Consider the following 26,181-nt stretch of genomic DNA (forward strand, 5'->3'; position numbering starts at 1 on the left):
GACTAGATCATGGACATGAGCCGCCTCCCTCACGCGACCCCTTCCGGACAGGCCGGTCCGGCGGCGCCTGACGCCGCGGACGCTGCAGGCACCGGCGCGCCCGCGCCGGCGGCCGCCGCCGCGCGGCCCGCCGACCCTGAGCCGCCGCCCGCCGGCGGGCCGGCGCCAGCGTATCCCGCGCCGGCGGAGAGCGACGCGCAGGCCGGCTTCGCCGAGAGCGACTCCGGCGTCGAGCTTGATCTCGCCGGCGACTCCGCCATGGCGGAGGGGGCGCTGGCCGCCGGCGTCGAGGTCATCCGCCGTTTCTGGCGCACGCTGCCCGGCTCGCCCGGCGTCTACCGCATGATCGACGCCAGCGGCGAGGTGCTCTACGTCGGCAAGGCCCGCAACCTGAAGAACCGCGTCGCCAGCTATACCCGCGGCGTCGGCCACGGCGGGGCGCGCACCGCGCGCATGATCGCCGCCACGGCGCGCATGGAGTTCGTCACCACCCGCACCGAGACCGAGGCGCTGCTGCTGGAGGCCAACCTCATCAAGCAGCTGCGACCGCGCTACAACGTGCTGCTGCGCGACGACAAGTCGTTTCCCTACATCCTGGTCACGTCCGGCCATCGCGCGCCGCAGCTGGTGAAGCATCGCGGCCCGCGCAACCGGCCGGGCGACTATTACGGACCCTTCGCCAGCGCCAGCGCCGTGGCCCGCACCCTGGACGCCATGGAGCGGGCCTTCATGCTGCGCACCTGCTCCGACACCTATTTCGAGAACCGCACGCGGCCCTGCCTGCAGTTCCAGATCAGGCGCTGCTCCGGCCCGTGCACCAACGAAATCTCGCAGGAGGACTACGACGCCCTCGTCGCCGAGGCGAAGGCGTTCCTCTCCGGGCGCAGCACCGCCGTGCGCGAGCGCCTCGCCCGCGAGATGCAGGCCGCGTCCGACCGGCTGGAGTTCGAAAAGGCCGCCCGCTACCGCGACCGTCTCGCCGCGCTCTCGGCCATCCAGTCGTCGCAGGACATCAACCCGCGCACGGTGGAGGAGGCGGACGTGTTCGGCATCGCCGAGCAGGCCGGGCAGTTCTGCGTGCAAGCGTTCTTTTTCCGCAACCGCCAGAACTGGGGCAACGTCTCCTATTTCCCCCGCGCCGACCGTTCGACGGGCGCCGGCGAGGTGCTGGGGGCGTTCATCGCCCAGTTTTACGACGACCGGCCGTGTCCGCGCCTGATCCTCACCTCGACGGAGCCCGACGACAGCGAGCTGCTGGCGGCGGCGCTGGCGGCGAAGAGCGGCCACGCGGTGGAGCTGGTCACGCCGAGGCGCGGCGAGAAGCGGGACCTGGCCGGCCACGCCGCCCGCAACGCCCATGAGGCGCTGTCGCGCCGCCTCGCCGAAACCGCCTCGCAGCAGAAGCTGATGCAGGCGCTGGCCGGCGCCCTTGGCCTGCCGCGGCCGCCGCGCCGCATCGAGGTTTATGACAACTCCCACATCATGGGGACCAACGCCGTCGGCGGCATGATCGTGGCCGGGCCGGGCGGTTTCGCCAAAACCCATTACCGCACCTTCAACATGCGCGCCGCCGATCTCACGCCCGGCGACGATTACGCCATGATGAAGGAGATGCTGCGCCGCCGCTTCGCCCGGCTGCTGAAGGAGGCGCCGCGTCCGGCAGCGACGGAGGCGGCGGCCGCGGGGGCGGACGTCGCCGCGCCGCCCGGCGCCGGGGCGGGGCCGTCGCCGGCGCCGGAGGCGGAGGCCTGCCTGGCGGACGAGGCCGCCGACCCCGGCGCGCTGCCGGCCTGGCCGGACCTGGTGCTGGTGGACGGCGGCCGCGGCCAGCTGGAGGCGGCGCGCGCCGTGTTCGCCGAACTGGGGGTGACCGGGGTGGCGCTGGCGGCCATCGCCAAGGGCGCCGACCGCGACGCCGGCCGCGAGACCTTTTTCATGGAGGGCCGGCGGCCGTTCCGGTTGCCGCCGCGCGATCCGGCGTTGTATTTCGTGCAGCGTCTGCGCGACGAGGCGCACCGTTTCGCCATCGGCGCGCACCGGGCCCGCCGTCGCAAGGATCTGACCCGCAGCCCGCTGGACGGCATCCCGGGGGTCGGGCCGGCGCGCAAGCGCGCGCTGCTGCTGCATTTCGGCACGGCGAAGGCGGTCGCCGCCGCCTCGCTGGAGGATCTGGCGCGGACGCCAGGCGTCAACGCCGCCACCGCGCGGGCCGTTTACGCTTTCTTTCATGATGGCGCCGGCTGATTGCCGCAGGGCGCCGGCCTGGTTCCGTCACAGGGTCCGCCGCGCGGGCGGCGCGCGGACCCGCGGCCCGCCCGCCGCTGTCCGCCGTTCCGCCGCCCTGGCCCTGCGCCGACCGTGAGCTGCACCGTGACCACACGCCCGACCGCCTTCAGCCTGCCCAACCTGCTCACTTACGCCCGCCTGGTCGCCGTGCCGGCGGTGGCCGGCTGCCTGTTCTGGCCGCAGGAGCACGCCATGCGCTGGGCGGCGCTGGCCATCTACGTGCTGGCGGCGGTCACCGACTATCTCGACGGCTATTTCGCCCGCGCATGGTCGCAGCAGTCGGCCATCGGCCGCATGCTCGATCCCATCGCCGACAAGGTGCTGGTGGCGGCTTCGCTGCTGATGCTGTGCGCCAGCGGCGACATCGCCGGCTGGTCCCTGTGGGCGGCGATCATCATTCTTGCGCGCGAGATCCTGGTGTCCGGCCTGCGCGAATTTCTCGCCGGGCTGCACGTCAGCGTGCCGGTGTCCACCGTGGCCAAATGGAAGACAACGCTGCAGCTCGTCGCCGTCGGGTTTCTGATCGTCGGGCCGGCCGGCGACGCCGTGCTGCCGGCCAGCAGCAGCATCGGCGTGATCCTGCTGTGGGCGGCGGCGCTGCTGACCCTCTACACCGGCTGGGACTACATGCGCGCCGGCGTGCGACGCCTGCTGGAGGCGGACGGACAGGGGCGCTGACGGCGCATCCGCGCGCCCGCCGGCGACGGGGACGCCCGGGCCATGGCCCGGCCCGCAGGACGGCGGGAGCGGCCCGGTCAGGCCGCCGCCGATTTCGGCTGCACCTCGGCGGTGTAGTCGTCCATCAGCTGCCGGGTGATGGGGCCGGGCGTGAAGCGCCACTCGGCGATCTCGCTCACCGGAGTCACCTCGGCGGCGGTGCCGGTAATGAAGCACTCCTCGAAGTCGCCCAGCTCCCCGGGCATGATCACCCGCTCCTGCACCTCGATGCCGCGGCGCTTCGCCAGCTCGATCACCGTCTGGCGGGTGATGCCGTTGAGGAAGGCGTCCGCCACCGGCGTGTGCAGCACGCCGTTCCTGGTGAAGAAGATGTTGGCGCCGGTGCACTCGGCCACGCGGCCGCGCCAGTCCAGCATCAGGGCGTCGGCGTAGCCCGTCCGCTCGGCCTTGTGCTTGGAGATGGTGCAGATCATGTACAGGCCCGCGGCCTTGGCCCGCGAGGGAATGGTCTGCGGATCAGGCCGGCGGAAGTCCGCCATGGTGATGCGGATGCCCTTCAGCCGCTCCTCCGGGTCGAAATAGCTCGGCCACTCCCAGGCGGCGATGGCCACGTGGATGGTGTTGGCCATGCCCGAAACGCCCAGCGCCTCCGAGCCGCGCCAAGCGAAGGCGCGCACGTAGGAGTCCGGCAGGTTGTTCTTCTCGATCACCAGCTGCTTGGCCGCGTCCAGCTCCTCCACCGTGTAGGGGATGGTGAAGTCGAGCAGCTCCGCGGACTGCTTGAGACGCTCGGAATGCTGCCGCGACTTGAAGATCTGTCCGCCATAGGCCCGCTCGCCCTCGAAGACGCAGGACGCATAGTGCAGGCCGTGGGTCAGGACGTGGATCCTGGCGTCGGCCCACGGCACAAGCTGCCCGTCGAACCAGATGACGCCGTCCCGCTTGTCCATGGGAATCGCGGACATCTCAATTTCCTCCAGTTACCGGTTTTGGCGCCGGGCGCCATAATTCGCCACAATGTCGTTCACAACACGCGGACATGGCAAGTCGTGGCGGGCCGGCCCATGCCCTCTCGCAGGGGCAGGCCGCATCCGCGGCCCCATCCGCGCCCCGCGACGCGCCGGCCTGCGGCGCGGCGGCGGGCTGCGGGCGCCCCCGGCCCAGGGTATTGCGCCGCCGCTCCGCGCCGCACAAGTGGCATGGCGTCAGGGCGCGGGGCGAATCGTCCGCCGGCGCGCCCCGCTTGACGGGCCGGCGTGGAGCTGGGATACGTCAATATGACTGACATAATGGAGGTGACCGTGTCCGACTGCCGGACCGAGCGCGACCGGCCCGCAACGCCAGAGCTTCTGGACCGGCCCGGCTGCGGGGCGTCCGCCGTCGGGCGCGCCGGCCCGCCGCCGCAGCAGGGCGGGGCGCCGGAGCCGCAGGCCGCGCCCCTGGCCGGGCCGGAGCCTGCCTTCGACCTCATCGAGCTGCTGTTTTTCTCCTACCGGGATTTCGTCGGCGACGCCGACCGCCGCCTCGCCGCTGACGGCTTCGGCCGCGCCCATCACCGCGTGCTCTATTTCGTCAGCCGCAATCCGGGCATGACCGTCAACGGCCTGCTGGAGCTGCTGCGCATCACCAAGCAGTCGCTCAACCGCGTGCTGAAGGAGCTCATCGACCGCGGCCACATCACCCAGAAAGAAGGCGAGGCTGACCGCCGCCAGCGCCTGCTCTATGTTACGGACACCGGCGCCGCGCTTGTGCACGAGCTGGCGGTGCTGCAGAGCCGGCGCATCAACCGGGCGCTGGCGCAGTGCGCCCCGGGCGCGCGCGCCCATGTCGCCGATTTCCTCGGGGCGCTCACCGACCAGCGCCTGCCGGACCGGCGCGGAGGCCAGCTGCGGGGGAAAGGCTGATGGCTGCGGCGAAAGTGCGCGCTCCGGTGCTGGACGACGCCCCGCACGTGCTGGTTGTGGACGACGACCGGCGCCTGCGTGACCTGCTGGCCCGGTTTCTCGGCGACCACGGCTACCGCGTCACCACCGCCGCCGACGCCGCCGACGCCGCCTCGCGGCTAGCCCACGTGCAGTTCGACGTGCTGGTGCTGGACGTGATGATGCCCGGCGAAAACGGCATGGACTTCGCCGCCCGGCTGCGCCGCGCCAGCGACACCCCCATCCTGATGCTCACCGCCCGGGCCGACCCGGAGGACCGCATCCGCGGCCTCGAGATCGGCGTGGACGACTATCTGGGCAAGCCCTTCGAGCCGCGCGAGCTGCTGCTGCGCATCGGCGCCATCCTGCGCCGCACCGCCGCCGGCGAGCAGCCGCAGACGCCGGACAAGGTCACCTTCGGCCCCTTCACCTACCGCATCGACCGCGGCGAGCTGCGCCGCGGCGAGGAGCTGGTGCGCCTCACCGACCGCGAGCGCGAGATCCTGACCATTCTCGCCACCCACAGCGGCGAGAACGTGCCGCGGGAGGTGATTTCCGGCGCCGCCGGTCCGGGCGCGGCCAACGAACGCACCGTGGACGTGCAGATCAACCGCCTGCGGCGCAAGATCGAGCAGGATCCCGCCAATCCCGCCTGGCTGCAGACCGTGCGCGGCGTCGGCTACCGCCTGCTCGTGGATGGCTGAGATGGAGGAGCGCCGGGAGGTCGCGCCGCCTGGCGAAGACGGCGTCCTGGCGCGGCTGGGGCGGGCGGGCGCCGCGGCGCTGCGCGGTCTCGCCGTCGCCGGGCTGGCGCTGGCCGCCCTGGCGGGGGCCGTGCTTCGCGCCGTGGCGGCGGCGGGCGCGCGCCTTGCGCCAGGCGGCGGCGGGCCGGCCGTCGCCTGGCCGGCCGGCGTGGCCCGTCGCTGGTGGCGCCTGGCCATGCGCCGCCTGCGGGCGGCCATGCCCAAGGGCCTCTACGCCCGTTCGCTCATCATCATCATCACGCCGATGCTGCTGCTGCAGTCGGTGATCGGCTACGTCTTCCTCGAGCGCCACTACCAGACGGTCACCCGCCGCATGTCGGCGGCGGTCTCGGCCGACATCGCCGCCCTGATCGACGTTTACGAGAGCTATCCGCAGGAGGCGGACGGGCGCACCCTCTCGCGCATCGCCGCCGACCGGCTCGGGCTCGACGTCGACTTCCTGCCCGGCGAGAAGCTGCCGCCGCCGCTGCCCAAGCCGTTTTTCTCCATCCTTGACGGCGTGCTCTCCGACGAGATCCGCCGCCAGGTGGCCCGGCCGTTCTGGATCGACACTGTCGGCAAGTCGAACCTGATCGAGATCCGCGTCCAGCTCGGCGACGCGGTCATGCGCGTGCTGGCGCGGCGCAGCCTCGCCTACGCCTCCAACTCGCACATCTTCCTGATGTGGATGTTCGGCACCGCCCTGGTGCTGATGACGGTGGCCATCCTGTTCCTGCGCAACCAGATCCGGCCGGTGCTGCGTCTGGCCGACGCCGCCGAGGAGTTCGGCAAGGGCCGCGAGCCCAACTTCCGTCCGCGCGGCGCCGCCGAGGTGCGCCGCGCCGGCGTCGCCTTCCTGGAGATGAAGCGGCGCATCGAGCGCGCCATGGAGCAGCGCACCGCCATGCTCAACGGCGTCAGCCATGACCTGCGCACCATTCTCACCCGCTTCAAGCTGTCGCTGGCGCTGATGCCCGATGATGATCCCGACGTCGCCGACCTGCGCAAGGACGTGGACGAGATGAGCCGCATGCTGGAGGCTTATCTCGCCTTCGCCCGCGGCGACGTCGGCGAGCAGGCCGACGTCACCGACGTGGGCGAGCTGCTGGAGGACGTGCAGCTTGACCTTGAGCGCGTGGGCCACAACGTGCGGCTGACGCGCGAGGGCGACCTGCGGGTGAAGGTGCGCGGCGACGCCTTCCGCCGCATGATCGTCAATCTGGCCTCCAACGCCGCCCGCCATGGCGACGCCATCGCGCTCGGCGCCAGCCGCGACGCGCGCTGGCTGGTGGTGACCGTGGACGACGACGGCCCCGGCGTGCCCGAGGACAAGCGCGAGGAGGTGTTCAAGCCGTTCGTGCGGCTGGACGCGGCGCGCAACCAGGACGAGGGCGGCTCTGGCCTTGGCCTCGCCATCGCCCGCGACATCGCCCGTTTGCACGGCGGCGACGTGGTGCTGCAGGACAGCCCCATGGGCGGCCTGCGCGCCTTGGTGCGGATCCCGGTCTAGGGGCGCATGGTCCGGAGCGGCCGCCGCCGTTCCCGCGCGCCGGCCGTCATTCCTCCCGCTGCGGCATGCGGGCCCTGCACTGCGCGCGCCGCCGCCGCGCGACGGACGGCCCGGGGGGCGGGAGACGGCCAGCCGCCCCGCCGTCATCGCCGCTTGCCCGTCAGATGGACGCCCGCGGCAGGCCCGGGCATGACGCCAGGGCGTGGCGGCGCCGGGACAGCAAGGGGAAGAACAGGGGCGGCAGGGCGACGCGGAACGAGCCGCGACGGCGCCCGGTCGCGTTCCGGCGCGGCGCCCGGGCGCTTACGCCGGCCCGGGCGAGACGGCGGCGCCGTCCTGCGCCTCCGGGGCCTCCGGGCCGCGGGGGCGGGCGGACGGGCGCCGTTCGCGGCGGCCGCAGTCCAGCGCCGCGCAGGCGAGGCGCCGCAGCGGGCGGGTCGCGCGCCACGCCCCGCCGGCGACGGCCAGCAGACGGCCGGCGCGCTCCAGCTCCCGGTCCAGCGCGGCCAGGGTTCTGGCGTGGCCGGGGTCGTCATCCTCCAGCCACACGGCGACGACGCGCGCGAACAGCAGCGCCGCGCCCTGCACCCGCAGCAGCCCCATGGGCCCTTCCACCGGAATGCCCGCCGCCACCAGCATGAAGCGCCAGGAGTTCTGGGCCGCCCGGTTGAGCGCCGCCAGGGTCAGCGGCTCGCGCATCACCCCCGCGTAAACCGACTTCAGCCCCTCGCGATAGGGCGCCATGTGGTCGAGCCGGTTCATGATCAGGTCGAACAGCCGGTCGCGCGGCGGCTCGCCCCCAAGGTCGTCCTCGCTGGCGGCGTGGCTGGCCAGCACCTTCATGTCGATCATGCGGGCGAAGCCGCCAAGAACCGCCCCCCTGGACGGAAATGCGGCGAGAAACTCCGGCAACGTCACGCCGGCGCGGACGGCGATGTCGGCGATGCCGATCTCATGCCACGGCCGTTCGGCGGCCAGCGCCATCAGCGCGTCAATGATCCGTTCGCGCGGCGGCCGGGGGTCGGCGGCGTCGCGTTCGGCGGCGTGGGTGGCGGACATGGCGATCTCCCTGCGGCGTGGACTGCCATTACATGACGCCGCGACGTCCACATTATGACGCATCCGCCGCCGCCGTCACGGCCCGCGCGCCGGCCAGGCGGGGAGCCTCAGCCGGAGAGCTCGCGCGAGCGGCGGGCCGCCGCGGCGATGGCCTCGGCGAACAGCGCCGGCATGCCGTCCTTCTCGCGCATCAGCACCTGCAGGGCGGCGAAGGTGGTGCCGCCAGGCGAGGTCACCGCCTCGCGCAGGGCGGCGGCGCTTTCCGGCGACTCGCGCAGCAGGTCGCCGGAGCCGATCACCGTCTGGCGGGCGAGGCGCTCGGAGAGCGCCCGCGGCAGGCCGGCGGCGACGCCCGCCTCGGCCATCGCCTCCACCAGATGGAACACATAGGCCGGGCCGGAGCCGGAGACGGCGGTGACCGCGTCAATGAGCGACTCGTCGTCAACCCATTCCACCGCGCCCACCGCCTCCAGCAGGGCGCTGGCCTCAGCGCGCGCCTGGGCGCCGGCGCGGGCGTCGGCCACCGCGACGCTGACGCCGCGGCGGATCGAGGCGGGCAGGTTCGGCATCACCCGCACCACGGCGCCCGCCCCGGGAAAGGCGGCGGCGAGATTGTCCAGCGTCTTGCCGGCGAGAACCGACAGCACGAAGCCGTCGGGACCGGCCAGCGGCGCGAGGGTCGGGGCCGCCTGCGCCATGGTCTGCGGCTTGACGCCCAGCACCAGGGCGCGCGGCGGGCGCAGCGTCTGCGGCGCCGGATTGAGGGCGAAGCCGAAGCGGGCGGCGAGGGCGTTCAGCCGCTCCGAGGGGTGCGGCTCCAGCACCTGCACCGTGGCGGGATCAAGGCCGCCTTCGAGCCAGCCCTCAAGCATGGCGCCGCCCATGCGGCCTGCGCCGGCGAGAACGATGGAAGCGGGAAACTGCGCCATGTCGGGCCCTCATCCTGAAAGCTGCCGGGCGGCCTCCGGCGGAAGCGCCCGTATCACCACCGTCGCCGCGCGGCGCGGACCACGGCGGCCGCGCCGGCGGCGCGCCGTTCACCTAGCGCGTTTCGTCCGTCCAGGGGAGAGAAAACCGCGCCGGCGGGGCGTCCGTCGCGCGCCCGCCCGGGCGCCGCAGCCTGGCGCGCCCTGCGGTCCTGCGCGGCGGCGCCCCGCCGCATGGGGCGGGGAAAAGGCGGGCCTGCCTGCGGGCGCGCCGCGCCTTGCGGGCCGCCTGTCCGGCGGGCGGGCTCAGGCCTCGCCGCGGGTTTCGAACAGCACCGCGTCCAGCGCCTCGCGCGCCGGCTTGCCGGCCCACAGCACGAACTGGAACGCCTGGTAATACCGCTCGCACGCCTCCAGCGCCGCCCGCAGCAGCGCCTCGCACTGGCTGGCGGTGGGCTCCGCCCCGCCGGCGAGCAGCAGGCCGTGGCGGTACATCACCACGTTCTCGGACGACCAGAAATCGAAGTGCCCGAGCCAGAGCTGCTCGTTGACCAGCGAGATGAGGTTCATCACCTCGGCGCGCCGGCGCGGCGGCGCGCGCAGGTCGAAGCCGCAGGCCACATGCAGCGATTCGACTTCCTCAACCCAGGTGAAGGCGATGTGATATTCGGCCCAGCTGCCGCCGACGGTGACGCAGAGCTCATCCTCGTCTTCACGGTCGAAGGCCCAGTTCTGACTGGCGACAAGGCGCTCCAGCACATCCAGGGGATGCTCGCTGCGGCTGGCGACGGCAAGGTCGGTGACGTTCATGCCGAAACCCCTTTGCTTGCGGCCCGCCTCCGGCGCCCGTTCCGGACTGGCTGGAGCGGCGGCGGCCGGGCCGCGCGCCATATGTGCGTTTCATGCGCGCTTCTGGCTGCCGGCGCATCGCCCGGGGCGCGCGCCGCGCCTGGACGCGGCGACGCCCGCTGCGCCAGAGGCGCGTGCGCCGGCCATGGCCTGCGGCCGGAAGGCCGGCGCGGCTCAGGGAAACGGCGCCGGCGCCGTGAGACGCGGCGGTCTCCCTCCGTCGCCGGCCAGGACGCCATCCTGCCGGACCTGCCGTGGCCAGCCGTCCGCCGGGCGACGCATCCGCCGGGAAATCCCGCGGACACCCCGAGACAGTCAGGGATTCGCCGCCGGGTCACAACGGCCGGAAGCGCCATCCGGAACGCTGTCCACAAGGGAACCGGACAATATGTCGCCGATGGGGCGCTACGCGCCTGAAAGACGGGCAAAAAAACGCCGCGTCGCAGACGCGGGCGCCCGTTCGCCCGCCGGCGTCTCAGGCGGCGTCGCCGGAGGCGCGGCTTTCGGGAGCGCCGTCGCCGGCGGCCAGGTCGCCGGTCAGGGCGGCCAGCGCCGCCTCAAGCTTCGCCACGCGGGCGTTCAGCCGGTCATTTTCCTCGCGGGCGGCGATGGCCATGTCGCGCACCGCCTCGAACTCCTCGCGCGAGACCATGTCCAGCGTCTGGGTCAGCCGGTCGAGCTGGCCGCGGGCCACGGCCGCAGCCTCGCGACGCACGCCCTGGGCGGCGCCGATGGCGTCGGTGGCGAGGCGGGAGAGTTCGTCGAGCAGACGGTTGGGGCCGATGGACATGGGCGTTCTCCAGTGCGTCCGGCGCCGCCTGCGGCGCGTGTTGCGGCGGAAGCCGGGGGGCGGCCCCGCCGCGCAGGGGCTCCGGGCGTCCGCCCGTCCTGCATGGGCACGCCCGCGCAGGCGCGCCTGCAGGGCGGGATCGTCCGGTACATAATGACGCCGTCGCGCCGCATCAACCAGTCCCGGCTGGCGGGGCGCCATTGATCCGCCGTCATCACCCGCGCAAAACGGGACTGTCACGCCTGCCTGCGGTTCTCCACCCCGGACCCGCGCGCGGGGGCGGCGCGCTCTCCCGCCGCGTGCAGAATCAGGAGACAATGCCGGCCGCGGCGGGACGCGCGCAGCGTCCGCCGCCGGACGCCGGCGCACGCCAACCGTGGACCCGACATGCCGCTGCTCGCCATACCCTTTCCGGCCGTTGATCCGGTGATTTTCTCCGTGGGGCCCTTCTCGGTGCGCTGGTACGCCCTGGCCTATATCGCCGGCCTGGTGGGCGGCTGGCTGTACGCGCGCCGCCTCATCGGCTCCCCCGGCCTGTGGGGCCCGGTGCGCGCGCCCACCCGCACGGACCTCGACGACATGCTGGTCTATGTGGCCCTCGGCGTGGTGCTGGGCGGGCGGCTCGGCTACGTGCTGTTCTACAATCTTCAGGAATATCTCGCCGATCCGCTGTCCGTCTTCGCCGTGTGGCGCGGCGGCATGTCGTTCCACGGCGGCTTCGCCGGCGCGCTGGCGGGCATGTGGCTGCTGGCGCGGCGGCGCGGCCTCGCCCCGCTGTCGCTGTTCGATCTCGCCGGCGCGGTGGCGCCCATCGGCCTGTTTCTCGGCCGCATCGCCAATTTCATCAACGGCGAGCTGTGGGGGCGCCCGGCGCCGGACCTGCCGTGGGCGGTGACCTTTCCCCACGCCGCGCCGGTTCCGCGCCACCCCAGCCAGCTGTATGAGGCGCTGGCGGAGGGCGTGCTGCTGTTCATCGCCGTCTCCATCGCGGTGCGCGTGGCCGGTTTCCGCCGGCCCGGCGCGGTGAGCGGCGTGTTCGCCATGGGCTACGCCGTGGCCCGCATCGGCTGTGAATTCTTCCGCGAGCCGGATCCGCAGCTTGGCTTTCTCGCCGGAGGGCTCACCATGGGCATGTTGCTCAGCATTCCGCTGTTCGTCGCCGGCGCCGCGCTGCTGTGGCTGGCGCTGTCCGGCCGCAGCCTGCCGCAGGGGGAGAAAACGGCGTGAGCGCCACGCGACTTTCCGGACCGCCCGCCACGCCGCTGGGGCGCGAGATCGCGCGCCTGATCGCGCTCGAGGGGCCCATGCCGGTCGAGCGCTACATGGAGCTGTGCCTCGGCCACCCGACGATGGGCTATTACATCACCCGCAACCCCTTTGGCGCGGACGGCGACTTCATCACCGCGCCGGACATATCGCAGATCTTCGGCGAGCTGATCGGCCTGTGGTGCGCCGAGGTGTGGCGGATGATGGGCGGTCCGCGCGACCTCCACCTGGTGGAGCTGGGGCCGGGCCGCGGCGCGCTGATCGCCGACGCCCTGCGCGCCGCCCGCGTGGCGCCGCAGTTCCGCAGCGCGGTGCGCCTCAGCCTCGTCGAGACCAGCCCGGTGCTGCGCCAGCTGCAGCGCCAGGCGCTGTCGGCGGAAGGGGAGCTGTCGTCGATTCCCGTGGCCTGGCGCAATCACCTCGGCGAGGTGCCGGAAGGGCCGATGATCCTCATCGCCAACGAGTTTTTCGACGCCCTGCCGGTGCGCCAGTACCAGCGCGCCCCGGACGGCTGGCGCGAGCGCCTGGTCGGGCTCGCTCCGGACGGCGGCCTCATCTTCGGACTCGCGCCGGAGGCGGAGCCGGCCCTCGACGAGCTGCCCGGCGACGAGGGGGCGATCATGGAGATCCCGGTGGCGGCCATCAACATGGTGGCGGGGCTGGCCGACAGGCTGCGCCGGTTCGGCGGCGCGGCGCTCATCATCGATTACGGCCATGCGGTCAGCGCGGTCGGCGACACGCTGCAGGCGGTGCGCCGGCACCAGTACGTGCATCCGCTCTCCACGCCCGGCGAGGCGGACATCACCGCCCATGTGGATTTCGGCGCGCTGGCCCGCGCCGCCCTGGCGCGCGGCGTGGTGGTGGACGGGCCGGTGGAGCAGGGGGCCTTCCTGCGGGCGCTTGGCGCCAACGCCCGCGCCGAACAGCTCAAGCGCAACGCCCGCGAGGCCCAGCGCCGCGTCATTGACGAGGGCCTGCGCCGTCTCACCTCCAGCGAGGCCGGCGGCATGGGCGCGCTGTTCAAGGTGATGGCCGTGGCCGCCTCGCAGCTCGGTCCGCTGCCGGGCCTTGCGCCGCGCCGCGAGGCCCCGCACATGCCGCAACCCTCCATCGTCAGAGCCCTGAGGCGCCCGTCGTGAAGATCTCCGCTGCCCCGCTCGCCGCCATTCCCCATGTCCGGCACGCCTTTTTCACCCGCGGGGGCGGCGTCTCGCAGGGGATTTACGCCTCCCTCAACGGCGGCGCCGGCTCGTCCGACGCGCCGGATGCGGTGCGCGAGAACCGCGCCCGCATGGCGGCGGCGCTCGGCGTCGCCCCCGACCGGCTGCTCAGCCTCTGGCAGATCCACTCCGCCGCGGTGGTGACGGTCGCGGGGCCATGGCGCGAGCGCCCGCGCGCCGACGCCATGGTCACGGCCACGCCGGGCCTGGCGCTGGGAATCGCCACCGCCGACTGCGGCCCGGTGCTGTTCGCCGACCAGACCAGCCGGGTGATCGGCGCCGCCCACGCCGGCTGGAAGGGCGCGTTCTCCGGCGTGCTTGAGGCGACTCTCGAGGCCATGGAGGCGCTCGGCGCCCGCCGCGCCGGCGTGGTGGCCGTACTGGGGCCAGCCATCAGCCGCGACGCCTATGAGGTGGGGCCGGAGTTCGTGGCGCGTTTCCTCGCGGCCGATCCCGCCAGCGCCCGCCACTTCGCCCCGTCGCCGCGCCCGGACCACGCCATGTTCGACCTGCCCGGCTACATCCGGGCCCGGCTGGAGGCGGCCGGCGTCGGCGCCTTTCACGACCTGGGCCTGTGCACCTACGCCGATGAGGCGCGCTTCTACAGCTACCGGCGCGCCACCCATCGCGGCGAACCGGATTACGGCCGGATGATCTCGGCCATCGCGCTCGCCTGAGCCGCGCGCAGCCGTCCGCCGCCGGCGCGGCCCGGCGGCGTCACTCGCGCACCAGCGCGTCCGGCGTGCGCCAGGCCAGGTGCTGTCCGCCGTCCACGGCGATCATCTGCCCGGTGACGTTGCGCGCTTTCGCCAGCCACAGCACCGCGTCGGCGATTTCCTCCGGCGCGATCTCCCGCGCCAGCGGCAGGCTGGCGACCTGGGCGGCGAAATCGTCCGGGGTCTGGCGCCCGCTGGCCAGAACCGGGCCGGGACCGACGGCGTTGACGCGGATGGCCGGAGCCAGCGCCTGGGCCATGGTGCGGGTGGCGGTGTAAAGCGCCGACTTGGTGAGCGTGTAGGAAAAGTTGCGCGGCGTCGGCTTCCACACCCGCTGGTCGAGAATGTTGATGATGGCGCCTTCCGATCCTGGCGGCAGGGCGCGGGCGAAGGCGCTGGAGAGAATCGCCGGCGCCCGCAGGTTCACGGCGAACTGGCGCTCCCACAGGGCGAGGTCCAGGGCGGTGATCTCGTCCGCCTCGAACAGCGAGGCGCTGTTCACCAGCAGGGAAAGACCGCCGAGCGCGGCGACGGCGTCGTCCACGAGGCGGCAGGTTTCGGCGGCGTTCTCAAGGTCGGCGCGCACCACCGCCGCGCGTCCGCCCCCGGCGGCGATGCGCGCGGCCAGCGCCTCGGCCTCCGCCACCGAACGGTTGCAGTGAATGGCCACGGCGTGGCCGTCGCGGGCCAGCGCCAGCGCGATCGCGGCGCCGATGCGTTTCGCCCCGCCGGTGACGAGCGCCGCCCTGGTCTGCCTGCTGTTCACAGTCGCCCCTCCCTGCGCGCCTTCTCCGCAAGGCGCCGCTCCATGTGCTTGGCCACCCGCAGATAGCGGTAAAACGCGAAGTTCATCGCGGTCATGAAGCCGTAGACGCCGCGCAGCGCATGCCGGCGCACCACATAGGCCTTGAGGAAATTGGCCGGAAACTCAAGCAGCAGGCGGATGGCGGAGACCTTCACGCCGCGGGCCTCGAGATCGTCCGCCTGCATGTCGGTGTAGCGGTTGAGCTTGGCGATCTGGTCGCCGATCGAGCGCACCGAGAAGTGATGGATCACGCCTTTCAGCCGCCCGACCCGCGTCCCCGGCTTCAGCTCGACGCGGTCATGCACTGGCGAGGCGGAGTAGCGGCCGGCGCTGCGCCGGTAGAGCCGCACCGGCGCCAGCGAGAAACCGAGCGGATGCGGCGCCTTTTCGCCCGGAAACATCTCGGCGATGCGGATGCGGTAGGCGTCGCACGGCGGCGGGCCGGCGGCGAACAGCGCCCGGATCTCGCGGAGAAGGTCGTCCGGCATCACCTCGTCGGCGTCCAGGTTCAGCACCCAGTCGTGGCGGCACTGGTCCTCGCCGAAGCGCTTCTGCATGCCGTAGCCGGGCCAGTCATGGTGAATCACCCGCGCGCCGCGGGCGCGGGCCACCTCCTGCGTGCCGTCGGTGGAGCCGGAGTCGATCACGATCACGTCATCAGAGACGCGCCGGGCGGCGTCCAGCACCGGTCCGATGCGATCGGCCTCGTCCCTGGCGATCACGAACACGGAAATTTGAATGTCGCTGGAGGTCATGCGCCTGGGCCCCGTTCCGCCACCGCTAGTGCCATGGAGCCGGCGGAGCGGGCAAGCGCGGACGGCGGGCCGGAGCGGGAATCGCCGCGGCGCGGCGGCGTTTCGCCGGCCGCTGTTGCGGCGCTGCACGGGCGGGCGCGGCGCGCCTGCGCCGGCTGGCCGCGCCGCATGACGCGAAACCGCCCGCCCGCCGCCGCAACTGCGGCGCCCCCTTACGTCGCGTCGAATGGCGCGCAAACGCAATGCTTTGCAACCACTTCCGTTGCGATTAACATCTCCTTAGCCAAGGGCCGGCGTTTCTCTCCACTCCGGCCACAATTGCGCTATGAATGGAGCAACGGTCACGGAAGACGCCAGAGCCGCCATGCTGTCACTACAGCGGCGCCTTCCCGTCGCCATCGCCGGCAGATGCGGCCATGGCGACGGGAAGGCGCCGTCAGCGCGACGGTTGCTGCGGAAACTTCCGGGGCTGGTTGTGGTTTGCGGCGGGCTGGCCGTCGCTATCACAATCTTGCCTTAATGCCGGATGGCGCTGTTGCGGGAGTGCTACAGACACGGCGGCGCGGTTCGGTGTAGGAGGCTATAACTCGCGGTGAGCGGCTCAGGCCCTCCATCGCAAGCAAAGAACGGAGTGAGTGATGAAAAAGATTCTTCTCGCTGGCGTCGCCGCCGCCACCATGATGGCTGCCGGCTCCGCTTTCGCTGCTGACCTGCCGTCCCGTAAGTACGCTCCGGTTGCTCCGGTGGTTGCTGCTCCCGTGTTCACCTGGACCGGCTTCTATGTCGGCGTGAACGCTGGTTACGGCTGGAACACCCACAAGAACGACTACGGCTACCTGTACGTGCCGGGCTACGCCTACCTCGGCTACGGCTCGGGCAACAACGACGGCGGCTTCGTCGGCGGCGGCCAGATCGGCTACAACTACCAGATCGGCCAGTTCGTCGTCGGCGCCGAGGCTGACATCCAGTACGCTGACCTGAAGCAGAAGCAGTGGGGCTATGCTGGCACCGGCATCGAGTGGTTCGGCACCGTCCGCGCCCGCGCCGGCGTGGCCATCGACCGCGCCCTGCTGTACGTGACCGGCGGTTTCGCCTACGGCGGCGGCGGCAGCGACCGCGGCTACTACGGCTACAACGACTTCTACTATCGTTCGAACAACTCCGACACGAAGGCCGGCTGGGTGCTGGGCGGCGGTCTGGAGTACGCCTTCACCGACAACCTGACCGCCAAGGTCGAGGGTCTGTACGTCTCGCTCGAGAAGAACAAGAACGCCTGGTACATTGCTGACGACGCCTGGCTGGCCGGCGTCAACAAGCGCAACGAGTTCGGCGTCGTCCGCGTTGGTCTGAACTACAAGTTCTGATCATCCGGGATCTTCCCGACGTGTTCAGGAACCCGGCGGTTTCACCGCCGGGTTTTCTGTTTTGCGCGCCTGTCCCCGCGCATATGTCCCGTGCGCCGTCGCCGTCGCGGCGCATGAAAAAACCGCCCCGGCGGGGGCGGTTTCATCACCGTCTCCTGGGACACTCGCCGGCGCCGCGTCGCAGCGGGGGAAAGGGGCTGCGGGAGAAGCCCGCCGCGGCGGCCGCGCCCGTCAGGCCGCTGGGGGACGCGTGCGCCCGAACGCCGGCACCTTGGCGGCGAAGACGTCCAGCCACGCCGCCAGCTTCGGACAGCCGGCGCGCCAGGCGCCTTCAAAGCGGAAATCCAGATAGCCGAGCGCGCAGGCCAGCGCGATCTGCCCCACGTCCGGCAGGCCGAAATGCGAGGCGCCGGGCCGCGCCGGCGGATCCTGCTCCAGGACGGCGAGGGCGGCGTTCACCTTGGCCGCCTGGGCGTCCACCCACGGCTGGTGCTGGCGCTCCGGCGGGCGGTAGCGGCGCTCGTACACCTGCAGCACCGCCGCCTCGATCATGCCGATGGCCAGCGCCTGCAGGCACAGCGCGTCATGGCGGCCGACGCCGGCCGGAATGATCTGGTCGCCGCCGGCCAGCGAGTCGAGATAGTCGATGATGACGCGCGAATCGTAGAGCGGGCGGCCGTTGTCCGGCACCAGCACCGGGATCTTGCCCAGCGGGTTCTGTGTCGCCAGCTCGCCGTCCGGCGGCATGACGCTGGCGGGCGTGATGGTGAGCCTCTCCGCAAGTCCGAGAACGTCGGCCGCGATGATGACCATGCGCGCGTATGGCGACATCGGCGATGATCGCAACTGCATCAGTACCCCCTCCCTCACACTCCGGCCGGTTGTTCCGGCCGGCGCGCCGGACGCAGGCGTCCGTCTGTCGCCGCTCCCCAAAGCGGCGGCAAATCTTGCCCGGCTAATGTTTTGCGCGCAAGCGGAGGAGCAGGGCGCCGCGCCGCGCGAGCCGGCGGCGCGCCTGCGGACTATTCGCCTGCGATCCAGGCGCTGACGACGCCGCCCCGCCCGTCTGGCGCCAGCCGCGCGGCAAGCGCCGGCAGCAGCAGCGCCGCCTCCTCGTCCAGCTTCCATGGCGGATTGGCGATGAACAGGCCGCAGCCGTTGAGCCTGTCCGGCGGCCCGTCAGGGTCGAGATACAGCTCCAGGCGCAGCAGCTTCTTCAGGCCGCTGTCCTTCAGCCGTCGCGCCGCGGCGTCGACCGGGCGGCGGTCCTTCACCGGGTACCACAGGGCGAACACGCCGGTGGACCATTTGCGCAGCGCCCTGGTCATTTCGTCCACGGCCCGGGTCAGCTCGCCGGTCTTCTCATAGGGCGGATCGACCAGCACCAGGCCGCGCCGCTCCTTCGGCGGAATGTTGGCGTGCAGGGCGGTCCAGCCGTCGAGGTGCAGGGCGCGCACCCCGGGCACGGGAACCAGCGCCCGCTTCAGCGCCCCGAAATCCGCCGGGTGCAGCTCCACCGCCAGCGCCCGGTCGCCCGGGCGCAGCAGCTCGCCCACGATCATCGGCGAGCCGGGATAGGCGGTCTCGCCATGGCGCCGGCGCGTGGCGGCCAGCGCCGCCCGCCACGGCGCCAGCAGCGCCTCCACCTCGTCGGCGAACGGCGCCTCCATCAGCGCCACGCCCCGCAGCCACTCGCCGGTGCGGCTCGCTTCGTCGGCGGCGAGGTCATAGAGGCCAAGCCCGCCATGGGTGTCGAGCACGAAGAACGGCGCCGGCTTGCGGCCGAGATGGGTCAGCATGCGCGCCAGCAGCACGTGTTTCATGACGTCGGCGAAATTGCCGGCGTGGAAGGCGTGACGGTAGTTCAAGGCGGATCCTGCGCTGCCCGGCCGGCGGGCGCGGGCCGCCGCCGCGCCGGGATGGGGGCGTCTGGCGCGGTTGTGCGCCGCCGCGCCGCGAATGTCTACATTGGCGGCTGCACGACGAAGGCGGAGCGGCAGCGCGGCGGCCCGCTGTCGTTGCAGCTCTGGAAACGGCGCAGGTCCCTGCTGAAGCAGATGCGCACCTCCTGCAGCGCTCCGCGCCGGCAGACGACGTCAATCATGTCCGGCCGCAGGCCCGGATTGGCGGCGGCGAAGGCGCGCTTCAGCTCCATGGCCGTGGCGCGCAGCGGCCGGGAGGGGTTGCCGTAAGCCTCCGGAATCGCCACGGCGTCGCGCGCCCGCTTCACGTTGCGGAAATAGTCGGCCGGCGGGTCGCCGGAGCACACGCCGTGCCTGCGCCACTCGTGACGGGCGAGGCCTTCGTCCGGAAACACCCCGGCGGCGATGTCCAGCGCCATGCGCGTGGGCTGGCGCGGCGCCGCCGCGCATTCGGCCGGATAGCCGCCGCCGGCATACTGCGGCCACAGTCCATGAACCACGAAGCCATGGCGGCGCCCCGGCGCGCACTGGCTGCGCCCCTTGCGCTGGCCTTCGCGCTCGCAGAACGCCGGCGACCAGGAAAGGGCCAGAACGTAATGGTCAAACTGGCCGGCCGGCGCGCCATAAGTGACGCGCGGCCGGGCGGAGCGGGCCTCGGCCGGCGTGATGAAGCCGCCCGGCGCCGGAATGCTTTCCGGCGCGCGGCTGAAAACCAGCGCGTCGCCTGCGACGCCGGCGACAAGCAGGACGGCTGCGACCGCCGCGCCGCCCAGAACATGTTTGGGCCTGATGGACATGGCGTTTCGCTGCAGGACGTTGCGGACACGTCACCGCCGCCGGCGGCGGCGGCGCGGCTCAGTTGCGCGGCCGGAACGAACGGCAGGCCGGCGGGTAGGCCCAGCCGCGGTCGAGGCCGACGATGCAGTACTCCACGCCGTAGGGTTCATAGCCGGCGTTGAGCAGGCCGGGGCCGGGCCGCCCCATGGCTTCGGTCACCGTATAGTACACGGTGCGGCGCTCGCCGTCAGACATCCACGCGCGGGCGCTGCAGTAGCGGCGCGGAATGAAGTCCGCGCCGTAGGGCCGGTAGGCCAGCTCCGTCACATGGTCGAAGCCGTCGATGGCCAGATTCGAGTTCCAGTAGCGGGACTCGGTCCGGCCGAAACGATGCGCCACCTTGTACAGCACCATGTTCTCGGCGCAGCCGGGCACGGCCCCGCTCCAGGGCGCGACGCGGGTCTCGGCCGGAACCTGGTCGCGGGCCGCGGCCGCGCCGGCCAGGGCCGTCGCCGGCAGGGCGGTCGCCAAGGTGAGAAACAGGGTCGAAATCTGCTTGAACATGGTTCCTGCCCGTCGCAATCACTCCGGGTGATCCGGAAGGCCCGGCGCCGTCGCCCGGCATCGACGTTATGCCATGACCGCGCCGTCATGACCATCGTCATGTCTCCGGTTGCAGACGCCGCCGGAGGCCTTCCGTTCCGGGCGGCCCTGGCCGGTCCGCGCCGTGTGCCGGCCGCGGGCCCTGGAGGCAGGGGTTGGGAGCAGGGCCCGGGGCGCGGCGCCCTGGAAGCAGTGCTTGGGGAGCAGGGAATGACGCAACAGCAGCAGCCGCCAGCCGCGCCGCCCCGGCGCGGTCGCTGGGATTTCTGGATTGATCGCGGCGGCACCTTCACCGATGTCATCGCCCGCGATCCGCAGGGGCGGCTGCACGCGCGCAAGGTGCTCTCCCACAACCCGGCGTTGAAGGACGGCGCCGCGGCGCCGGGCGCGACATGGCGCGATTCGGCCGTTCAGGGCATCCGCGAGCATCTGGGGCTGCCGCCTGGCGCGCCGGCGCCGAAGGGGCTCATCGGCGAGATCCGCATGGGCACCACCGTGGCCACCAACGCCCTGCTGGAGCGCAAGGGCGAGCCCACGGCGCTGCTGGCCACCCGCGGCTTCCGCGACGCGCTGCGCATCGGCTACCAGGCCCGGCCGGACATCTTCGCCCGCGAGATCGTCAAGCCCGACCAGCTCTACGGAACCGTGATCGAGGTGGACGAGCGCATTCTCGCCGACGGCGTCGTGGAGCGGCCGCTGGACGAGGCGGCGCTGCGCGCGCAGCTCGCCCGGCTGAAGGCGGAAGGCTGGAAGGCGCTGGCCATCGTCTTCATGCACGCCTGGCGCTACCCGCAGCACGAGCGGCGGGCGGCGGAGATCGCCCGCGCCATGGGGTTCGCCCAGGTTTCGGCCTCGCACGAGGTGTCGCCGATGATCCGCTACGTCGGGCGCGGCGACACCACCGTGGCGGACGCCTATCTCTCGCCGGTGCTCGGCCGCTACGTCGCCCAGCTGGCGGAGGAGCTGGGCGTGGATCTGGCCGCCGGCGCGGACAGCGACGGCGTGCGGCTGATGTTCATGACATCCTCCGGCGGGCTCACCGCCGCCGGCCTGTTCCAGGGGCGCGACGCCATTCTCTCCGGCCCGGCCGGCGGCGTGGTCGGCATGGCGCGCACGGCGCTGGCCGCCGGTTTCCCCAGGGTCATCGGCTTCGACATGGGCGGCACTTCCACCGACGTCGCCCATTTTGACGGAACCACGGCGCTGGAAGGCGACGCTCCGGCCTATGAGCGCGTCTTCGAAACCGTGGTGGCGGGCGTGCGCATGCGCGCGCCGATGATGATGATTCACACCGTGGCGGCCGGCGGCGGCTCGCTGCTGCGCTATGACGGCGCCCGTTTCCGCGTCGGTCCTGAATCCGCCGGCGCCATGCCGGGGCCCATGTGCTACCGCAACGGCGGCCCGCTGGCCCTCACCGACGCCAACGTCATGCTCGGCAAGCTGGATCCGGAGCTGTTTCCGGCGATCTTCGGACCGCAGCAGAACCAGCCGCTGGACGCGGACTGCGTGCGCGAGGCCTTCGCGCGCCTCGCCGCGGAGGTGGGCGACGGCCGCACGCCCGAGGAGGTGGCGGACGGTTTCGTGGCCATCGCCGTGGCCAACATGGCCGAGGCCATCAAGCGCATCTCGGTGCAGCGCGGCCATGACGTCACCGCCTGCGTCCTCAACTGTTTCGGCGGCGCCGGCGGCCAGCACGCCTGCCTGGTGGCGGACGCGCTCGGCATGGAGACGGTGCTGGTTCACCCGTTCTCCGGCCTGCTGTCCGCCTGGGGCATGGGCCTCGCCGACATCGCCGCCGCGCGCAGCCGCAGCCTCGACCTGGCGCTCGACGAGGCGGCTCCCGCGCGGCTGGCGGCCCTCGCGGCCGCCATGGAGGACGAGTGCCGGGCCGAGCTGGCCGGGCAGGGGATCAGCGACGACGTCCGGGTCGCCGTGCGCGTTCACGTGCGCCACGCCGGTTCGGACAGCGCCCTGCACGTTCCCCTGCTGCCGGGCGACGCGGCGGCGGACATCGCCGCCCGTTTCGCCGCCGCCCACCGCCAGCGCTACGGCTTTGACGCGCCGCACCGCCAGCTGGTGGCGGAGGCGCTGGAAGTGGAGTGCGTGGGCGGCGGCGCCCGGCCCGGCGCGCAGGCGGCCGCCGCGGAGGCGCCGCCGGCGCCGGCGCCGGAGCTGCGCCGCACGCGCTTCTTCAGCCAGGGCGCCTGGCGGGAAGGGCCGGTGGCGGCGCGCGACAGCATGCAGCCGGGGGCGTTCGTCGACGGGCCGGCCATCATCGTCGAGCCCAACCAGACGGTGGTGGTGGAGCCGGGCTGGCGCGCCGCCATGCGCGCCGGCGGCGAGCTGGTCCTCACCCGCGTCGCTCCCCGGCCGGGGCGGCGTCCGTCCGGCAGCGCGGTCGATCCGGTGCGGCTGGAGATCTTCAACAATCTCTACGTCTCCATCGCCGGGCAGATGGGGGTGACGCTGCAGAACACCGCCAGCTCGGTGAACATCAAGGAGCGGCTGGACTTCTCCTGCGCCATTTTCGACGCGGCGGGCAATCTGGTGGCCAACGCGCCGCACGTGCCTGTGCATCTGGGCTCCATGGACGCATCGGTGGCGGCGGTGATCGCCCGCAATCCGCGCATCCGCCCCGGCGACGTGTTCTGCCTCAACGCGCCCTATCACGGCGGCACCCACCTGCCGGACGTCACCGTATGCACGCCGGTGTTCGACGCCGGGGGCGAGCGCATCCTGTTCTGGGTGGCCTCCCGCGGCCATCACGCCGACATCGGCGGCGTGGCGCCCGGCTCCATGTCGCCGCGCGCCCGGACCATTGATGAGGAGGGCGTCCATATCGACAACTTCCTGCTGGTGGACCAGGGGCGCCTGCGCGAGGCGGAGCTGCGCGCGCTGCTGGCCGGGGCCCGCTGGCCGGCGCGCAACATCGACCAGAACGTGAGCGACCTGAAGGCGCAGATCGCCGCCAACGAAAAGGGCGCCGCCGAGCTGCGCCGCATGGTGGCGCAATATGGCCTCGAGGTGGTGCACGCCTATATGGGCCACGTGCAGGACAACGCCGCCGCCAGCGTGCGGCGGGTGCTGGCGGGACTGCGCGACAGCGAATTCACCGTGCGGATGGACCAGGGCCGCCAGATCCGGGCGCGCATCACCATCGATCCGGACCGGCAGGGGGCGACGGTGGATTTCACCGGCACCTCGCCGCAGCAGCCGGACAATTTCAACGCGCCGGAGCCGGTGACCCGCGCCGCGGTGCTCTACGTGTTCCGCGTGCTGGCGGGGGATGACATTCCCATGAACGCCGGCTGCCTGCGGCCGCTGCGGATCATCGTGCCGGAGGGCTCCATGCTCTCGCCGCGCTGGCCGGCGGCGGTGGTGGCCGGCAATGTGGAGGTGAGCCAGGCGGTGGCGGACTGCCTGTTCGGCGCGCTCGGCGTGCTGGGCACGGCCCAGGGCACCATGAACAACCTCACCTTCGGCGACGACCGGCGCCAGTATTACGAGACCATCTGCTCCGGCGCGCCGGCCGGCGTGCGCGGGACGTTCTACAATCCGGCGACGGCGACCCAGGCGGACGGTTTCGACGGCGCGGCGGCGGTGCAGACGCACATGACCAACTCGCGCCTGACCGATCCGGAGGTGCTGGAAAGCCGTTTCCCGGTGGTGCTGGAGGACTTCCACATCCGCGAAGGCTCGGGCGGGCGCGGCCGCTGGAACGCCGGCGACGGCGTCAGCCGCACCATCCGTTTCCGCGAGCGGATGGAATGCGCGATTCTCTCGGGCCGGCGGCGCGTGCCGGCGCCTGGCCTGCATGGCGGACTGCCGGGCGAGCCCGGCCGCAATCTGGTCCGCCGTCTGGACGGTTCGGTGGAGGACGTCGGCGGCTGCGCCGCGCTGACCCTGGAGGCCGGGGAGGCGGTGACGGTGATCACCCCCACCGGCGGCGGCTTCGGCGACCCGGCGCTGCGCGGCCGCTGAGGGGCGCCGCCGCGTGCGTCCGCGCTGACGCCCCCAGCCTCCGGCGCTCTCCGGCCCGCCGCGTCGCCGCGGGGGCGTTTCGCCCGACGCCCCGTCCCAACCGCCGTCATGCCGGGCCTGTCCCGGGGCATGTGACGTGACGTCGGACAGGCGGGGAAGGCGGCGCCAGGCGCGCAGGGCAGGCCAGAGACGGCGGCGGACAGCGGAGGCGGCCGCGGGCGGAAGAGGAGCGGCGGCGCGACGCCCCGGCGGCCGGGCGTGACGGCGAACCGCAGCGCGCCGTCGTCCGCCCTGACCATTTCCGGGCCGCCGCCACGGGCTGTCTTTCCGGCCGCCCGAGCGCGCCCGCCGGCGCGCGCCCGCGCGTCGCCAGGCGGAGGGTCGCCTTCCGCGCCGTCCGGTTCTTCCACGCCCCGCCCGTCCGCCGCGCCGGCGGCGGGCCCCGGACGCAAACGCCCGGGAGAGCCCCGGGCGTCACGCGATGCGCGGCCGGAAACCGCGGTTACTTGCGGATCAGCGTGCCGGCGCCGTGGTCGGTGAGCAGCTCGAGCAGGCAGGCGTGCGGCGTCTTGCCGTTGAGGATCACCACGCCTTCGACGCCCTGCTCCAGCGCGTAAATGCAGGTCTCGACCTTCGGAATCATGCCGCCGGTGATGGTGCCGTCGGCGATGAGGTCGCGCACCTGGTCAACGGTCAGCTCCGGCAGCAGCCTGCCGTCGCGGTCGAGCACGCCCGGCACGTCGGTGAGCAGCAGCAGGCGCTTGGCGCGGAGCGCGCCGGCGATAGCGCCGGCGAACGTGTCGGCGTTGACGTTATAGGTGGCGCCGTCGACGCCATTGGCCACCGGGGCCAGAACCGGGGTGAGCTCCGCCGCCAGAACCGCGTCGAGGACGGCGCGGTTCACCCGCTCCGGCTCGCCCACGAAGCCAAGGTCAATGTGCTTCTCGATGTTGGAGTCGGTGGCGGCCACGCGCCCGACCTTGCGGGCGATCACCATGTTGCCGTCCTTGCCGCACAGGCCGATGGCCCGGCCGCCTTCGGCGGAAATGGTGCCGACGATCTGCTTGTTGATGGCGCCGGCCAGCACCATCTCCACCACCTCCACCGTGGCCTTGTCGGTGATGCGCAGGCCGTTGGCGAACTCCGACTTGATGCCGAGCTTCTCCAGCATCCGCCCGATCTGCGGGCCGCCGCCGTGCACCACCACCGGCTTCACGCCGGCCTGCTCCAGCAGCACCACGTCCTGGGCGAAGTCGCGCGCCGCTTCCGGGTCGCCCATGGCGTGGCCGCCGTACTTGATGACGACAATCTCCTGGTCGTAGCGCTGCATGTGCGGCAGGGCCTGAACCAGAATTTCGGCCTGGGTGAATACGTCTGGAAGTTCGGTCATGAGCGCCTGCCGTTCACCGGATCAAAGCCATGGACGCCGGGCGCGGCCGCCCGCAGCGGGCTGCCCGCGCCCTGGTGACATTTCGCGCGCCCTGTTCACCACGTTCGCCCGGCGCGGTCAATGTCCGCGCCGCAGGCGCGCCGGGGGCGGGGCCTCAGCTGGCCCGGCGGGCCGGCAGCAGCGCCGAGACGCCCAGCAGCAGCCAGCCCAGCATCAGCAGCGTTCCGCCCGTCGGCGCGGCCATGGAGAACAGCGACGCATCCGCCAGCGCCCGCAGCGCCAGCTGGCCGCTGAACAGCGCCACGCCAAAGGCCGCCAGCATCAGCGCCAGCAGGGCGGGGCCGCGTCGCACCGCGCCGCTGCGCACGATGGCCGGCGCCGCCGCCAGCAGCGGGGCGTGAAACAGCAGGAACTGGGCGCTGACGCGCAGGTTGTCGCCGCCGCCCACATGGGCCGCGGCGGCGGCGGCCATCACGCCGGCGAAGCCGGCGATGGCCCCAAGGATCAGCAGAAGGCGCTCGGCCATGGTCTGGTCCGCTCCATCGTCATCCGGAAAAGACGGCCCACAATTCACGACCGCGCCCGCCAGGTCCAGCGGGCCGGGGGCGGCTGCGGCGAT

Annotated in this window: 23 protein-coding genes; 10 read left to right on the plus strand and 13 right to left on the minus strand. The window is 72.7% G+C overall.

The window, feature by feature from the left end; genetic code table 11:
* Positions 1-15: 15 nt before the first annotated feature.
* Positions 16-2,244, plus strand: a complete 2,229-nt coding sequence (gene uvrC / locus ACFFJB_RS03260; RefSeq protein WP_376829440.1) for an excinuclease ABC subunit UvrC — start codon at positions 16-18, stop codon at positions 2,242-2,244.
* 126 nt (positions 2,245-2,370) lie between these two features.
* A complete protein-coding gene (gene pgsA, locus ACFFJB_RS03265) occupies positions 2,371-2,964 on the plus strand; it encodes a CDP-diacylglycerol--glycerol-3-phosphate 3-phosphatidyltransferase (protein WP_376829442.1) in 594 nt (197 codons plus the stop codon).
* A 77-nt stretch (positions 2,965-3,041) separates the two neighbouring features.
* Here the strand turns inward: pgsA and ACFFJB_RS03270 are convergent, their stop codons facing one another.
* Positions 3,042-3,929 carry a branched-chain amino acid aminotransferase gene (locus ACFFJB_RS03270; protein ID WP_376829444.1) on the minus strand — a complete coding sequence of 296 codons (888 nt, stop codon included), beginning with the start codon at positions 3,927-3,929 and terminating at the stop codon, positions 3,042-3,044.
* A gap of 312 nt (positions 3,930-4,241) precedes the next feature.
* Between ACFFJB_RS03270 and ACFFJB_RS03275 the strand changes: the two genes are divergently transcribed.
* From ACFFJB_RS03275 to ACFFJB_RS03285, 3 genes are all read left to right on the plus strand, one after another.
* The gene (locus ACFFJB_RS03275) at positions 4,242-4,868 is read left to right on the plus strand and encodes a MarR family winged helix-turn-helix transcriptional regulator (protein WP_376829446.1); all 627 of its coding nucleotides are present in this window, start codon (positions 4,242-4,244) and stop codon (positions 4,866-4,868) included.
* Positions 4,868-5,590: a response regulator gene (locus tag ACFFJB_RS03280; RefSeq protein WP_376829448.1), complete on the plus strand. Its 723-nt coding sequence runs from the start codon at positions 4,868-4,870 to the stop codon at positions 5,588-5,590. The genes ACFFJB_RS03275 and ACFFJB_RS03280 overlap by 1 nt, the downstream gene beginning before the upstream one ends.
* 235 nt (positions 5,591-5,825) lie before the next feature.
* On the plus strand, positions 5,826-7,139 hold the full coding sequence (locus tag ACFFJB_RS03285) for an ATP-binding protein (RefSeq protein ID WP_376832508.1): 1,314 nt from the start codon (positions 5,826-5,828) through the stop codon (positions 7,137-7,139).
* Positions 7,140-7,442: 303 nt separating this feature from the next.
* On the opposite strand, the gene ACFFJB_RS03290 is transcribed toward ACFFJB_RS03285, so the two are convergent.
* The 4 genes from ACFFJB_RS03290 to ACFFJB_RS03305 form a co-directional block, all read right to left on the minus strand.
* The gene (locus ACFFJB_RS03290; protein ID WP_376829449.1) at positions 7,443-8,198 is read right to left on the minus strand and encodes a TetR/AcrR family transcriptional regulator; all 756 of its coding nucleotides are present in this window, start codon (positions 8,196-8,198) and stop codon (positions 7,443-7,445) included.
* A gap of 107 nt (positions 8,199-8,305) precedes the next feature.
* On the minus strand, positions 8,306-9,127 hold the full coding sequence (gene proC, locus ACFFJB_RS03295) for a pyrroline-5-carboxylate reductase (RefSeq protein ID WP_376829451.1): 822 nt from the start codon (positions 9,125-9,127) through the stop codon (positions 8,306-8,308).
* A gap of 303 nt (positions 9,128-9,430) precedes the next feature.
* Positions 9,431-9,934 (minus strand): type III secretion system chaperone family protein, encoded by a 504-nt coding sequence (locus ACFFJB_RS03300; RefSeq protein ID WP_376832510.1) that lies wholly within the window; start codon positions 9,932-9,934, stop codon positions 9,431-9,433.
* 514 nt (positions 9,935-10,448) lie between these two features.
* Entirely contained in the window at positions 10,449-10,763 is a 315-nt protein-coding gene (locus tag ACFFJB_RS03305) for an accessory factor UbiK family protein (RefSeq protein ID WP_376829453.1), read from the minus strand.
* A 387-nt stretch (positions 10,764-11,150) separates the two neighbouring features.
* On the opposite strand from ACFFJB_RS03305, the gene lgt reads away from it, so the two are divergent.
* From lgt to pgeF, 3 genes are read left to right on the plus strand one after another with little or no spacing between them, the layout of a single operon-like run.
* Positions 11,151-11,990, plus strand: coding sequence for a prolipoprotein diacylglyceryl transferase (lgt, locus tag ACFFJB_RS03310; RefSeq protein WP_376829455.1), 840 nt, complete (start codon positions 11,151-11,153; stop codon positions 11,988-11,990).
* The gene (locus tag ACFFJB_RS03315; RefSeq protein WP_376829457.1) at positions 11,987-13,168 is read left to right on the plus strand and encodes a class I SAM-dependent methyltransferase; all 1,182 of its coding nucleotides are present in this window, start codon (positions 11,987-11,989) and stop codon (positions 13,166-13,168) included. The genes lgt and ACFFJB_RS03315 overlap by 4 nt, the downstream gene beginning before the upstream one ends.
* Positions 13,165-13,926, plus strand: a complete 762-nt coding sequence (gene pgeF / locus ACFFJB_RS03320; RefSeq protein WP_376829459.1) for a peptidoglycan editing factor PgeF — start codon at positions 13,165-13,167, stop codon at positions 13,924-13,926. Before ACFFJB_RS03315 ends, pgeF begins: the two co-directional genes overlap by 4 nt.
* Before the next feature lie 40 nt (positions 13,927-13,966).
* Here pgeF and ACFFJB_RS03325 read toward each other — a convergent pair whose 3' ends face one another.
* The gene (locus ACFFJB_RS03325) at positions 13,967-14,731 is read right to left on the minus strand and encodes an SDR family oxidoreductase (protein WP_376829461.1); all 765 of its coding nucleotides are present in this window, start codon (positions 14,729-14,731) and stop codon (positions 13,967-13,969) included.
* Positions 14,728-15,525 carry a glycosyltransferase family 2 protein gene (locus ACFFJB_RS03330; RefSeq protein ID WP_376829463.1) on the minus strand — a complete coding sequence of 266 codons (798 nt, stop codon included), beginning with the start codon at positions 15,523-15,525 and terminating at the stop codon, positions 14,728-14,730. The genes ACFFJB_RS03325 and ACFFJB_RS03330 overlap by 4 nt, the downstream gene beginning before the upstream one ends.
* Before the next feature lie 638 nt (positions 15,526-16,163).
* Between ACFFJB_RS03330 and ACFFJB_RS03335 the strand changes: the two genes are divergently transcribed.
* Positions 16,164-16,889 (plus strand): outer membrane beta-barrel protein, encoded by a 726-nt coding sequence (locus ACFFJB_RS03335; protein ID WP_376829465.1) that lies wholly within the window; start codon positions 16,164-16,166, stop codon positions 16,887-16,889.
* Positions 16,890-17,120: 231 nt separating this feature from the next.
* Here the strand turns inward: ACFFJB_RS03335 and ACFFJB_RS03340 are convergent, their stop codons facing one another.
* The 4 genes from ACFFJB_RS03340 to ACFFJB_RS03355 form a co-directional block, all read right to left on the minus strand.
* On the minus strand, positions 17,121-17,741 hold the full coding sequence (locus ACFFJB_RS03340; RefSeq protein ID WP_376829467.1) for a glutathione S-transferase family protein: 621 nt from the start codon (positions 17,739-17,741) through the stop codon (positions 17,121-17,123).
* 170 nt (positions 17,742-17,911) lie between these two features.
* Positions 17,912-18,757, minus strand: coding sequence for a 23S rRNA (adenine(2030)-N(6))-methyltransferase RlmJ (locus tag ACFFJB_RS03345; protein ID WP_376829469.1), 846 nt, complete (start codon positions 18,755-18,757; stop codon positions 17,912-17,914).
* A gap of 95 nt (positions 18,758-18,852) precedes the next feature.
* On the minus strand, positions 18,853-19,608 hold the full coding sequence (locus ACFFJB_RS03350) for a ribonuclease T2 family protein (RefSeq protein WP_376829471.1): 756 nt from the start codon (positions 19,606-19,608) through the stop codon (positions 18,853-18,855).
* Between the two features lie 58 nt (positions 19,609-19,666).
* Positions 19,667-20,152 carry a hypothetical protein gene (locus ACFFJB_RS03355; protein WP_376829473.1) on the minus strand — a complete coding sequence of 162 codons (486 nt, stop codon included), beginning with the start codon at positions 20,150-20,152 and terminating at the stop codon, positions 19,667-19,669.
* A 249-nt stretch (positions 20,153-20,401) separates the two neighbouring features.
* Between ACFFJB_RS03355 and ACFFJB_RS03360 the strand changes: the two genes are divergently transcribed.
* Positions 20,402-24,172, plus strand: a complete 3,771-nt coding sequence (locus ACFFJB_RS03360; protein WP_376829474.1) for a hydantoinase B/oxoprolinase family protein — start codon at positions 20,402-20,404, stop codon at positions 24,170-24,172.
* Positions 24,173-24,674: 502 nt separating this feature from the next.
* Here the strand turns inward: ACFFJB_RS03360 and argB are convergent.
* Positions 24,675-25,562, minus strand: a complete 888-nt coding sequence (gene argB, locus ACFFJB_RS03365; RefSeq protein WP_376829476.1) for an acetylglutamate kinase — start codon at positions 25,560-25,562, stop codon at positions 24,675-24,677.
* 154 nt (positions 25,563-25,716) lie between these two features.
* On the minus strand, positions 25,717-26,088 hold the full coding sequence (locus tag ACFFJB_RS03370; protein WP_376829478.1) for a DUF423 domain-containing protein: 372 nt from the start codon (positions 26,086-26,088) through the stop codon (positions 25,717-25,719).
* Positions 26,089-26,181: the final 93 nt, after the last annotated feature.

The organism is Camelimonas abortus, assembly GCF_042432745.1.
GTDB classification, from domain to species: domain Bacteria; phylum Pseudomonadota; class Alphaproteobacteria; order Rhizobiales; family Beijerinckiaceae; genus Camelimonas; species Camelimonas abortus.

Excerpts from the sequence above, each read along its gene's own strand:
- proC (WP_376829451.1), bottom strand. The coding sequence starts at position 9,127 with ATGGCGCAGTTTCCCGCTTCCATCGTTCTCGCCGGCGCAGGCCGCATG.
- ACFFJB_RS03305 (WP_376829453.1), bottom strand. The coding sequence starts at position 10,763 with ATGTCCATCGGCCCCAACCGTCTGCTCGACGAACTCTCCCGCCTCGCC.
- ACFFJB_RS03330 (WP_376829463.1), bottom strand. The coding sequence starts at position 15,525 with ATGACCTCCAGCGACATTCAAATTTCCGTGTTCGTGATCGCCAGGGAC.
- ACFFJB_RS03370 (WP_376829478.1), bottom strand. The coding sequence starts at position 26,088 with ATGGCCGAGCGCCTTCTGCTGATCCTTGGGGCCATCGCCGGCTTCGCC.
- ACFFJB_RS03285 (WP_376832508.1), top strand. The coding sequence starts at position 5,826 with ATGCGCCGCCTGCGGGCGGCCATGCCCAAGGGCCTCTACGCCCGTTCG.
- ACFFJB_RS03360 (WP_376829474.1), top strand. The coding sequence starts at position 20,402 with ATGACGCAACAGCAGCAGCCGCCAGCCGCGCCGCCCCGGCGCGGTCGC.
- argB (WP_376829476.1), bottom strand. The coding sequence starts at position 25,562 with ATGACCGAACTTCCAGACGTATTCACCCAGGCCGAAATTCTGGTTCAG.
- ACFFJB_RS03335 (WP_376829465.1), top strand. The coding sequence starts at position 16,164 with ATGAAAAAGATTCTTCTCGCTGGCGTCGCCGCCGCCACCATGATGGCT.
- ACFFJB_RS03340 (WP_376829467.1), bottom strand. The coding sequence starts at position 17,741 with ATGCAGTTGCGATCATCGCCGATGTCGCCATACGCGCGCATGGTCATC.
- ACFFJB_RS03270 (WP_376829444.1), bottom strand. The coding sequence starts at position 3,929 with ATGTCCGCGATTCCCATGGACAAGCGGGACGGCGTCATCTGGTTCGAC.
- ACFFJB_RS03355 (WP_376829473.1), bottom strand. The coding sequence starts at position 20,152 with ATGTTCAAGCAGATTTCGACCCTGTTTCTCACCTTGGCGACCGCCCTG.
- lgt (WP_376829455.1), top strand. The coding sequence starts at position 11,151 with ATGCCGCTGCTCGCCATACCCTTTCCGGCCGTTGATCCGGTGATTTTC.
- ACFFJB_RS03275 (WP_376829446.1), top strand. The coding sequence starts at position 4,242 with ATGACTGACATAATGGAGGTGACCGTGTCCGACTGCCGGACCGAGCGC.
- ACFFJB_RS03290 (WP_376829449.1), bottom strand. The coding sequence starts at position 8,198 with ATGTCCGCCACCCACGCCGCCGAACGCGACGCCGCCGACCCCCGGCCG.
- ACFFJB_RS03280 (WP_376829448.1), top strand. The coding sequence starts at position 4,868 with ATGGCTGCGGCGAAAGTGCGCGCTCCGGTGCTGGACGACGCCCCGCAC.
- ACFFJB_RS03300 (WP_376832510.1), bottom strand. The coding sequence starts at position 9,934 with ATGAACGTCACCGACCTTGCCGTCGCCAGCCGCAGCGAGCATCCCCTG.
- ACFFJB_RS03350 (WP_376829471.1), bottom strand. The coding sequence starts at position 19,608 with ATGTCCATCAGGCCCAAACATGTTCTGGGCGGCGCGGCGGTCGCAGCC.
- uvrC (WP_376829440.1), top strand. The coding sequence starts at position 16 with ATGAGCCGCCTCCCTCACGCGACCCCTTCCGGACAGGCCGGTCCGGCG.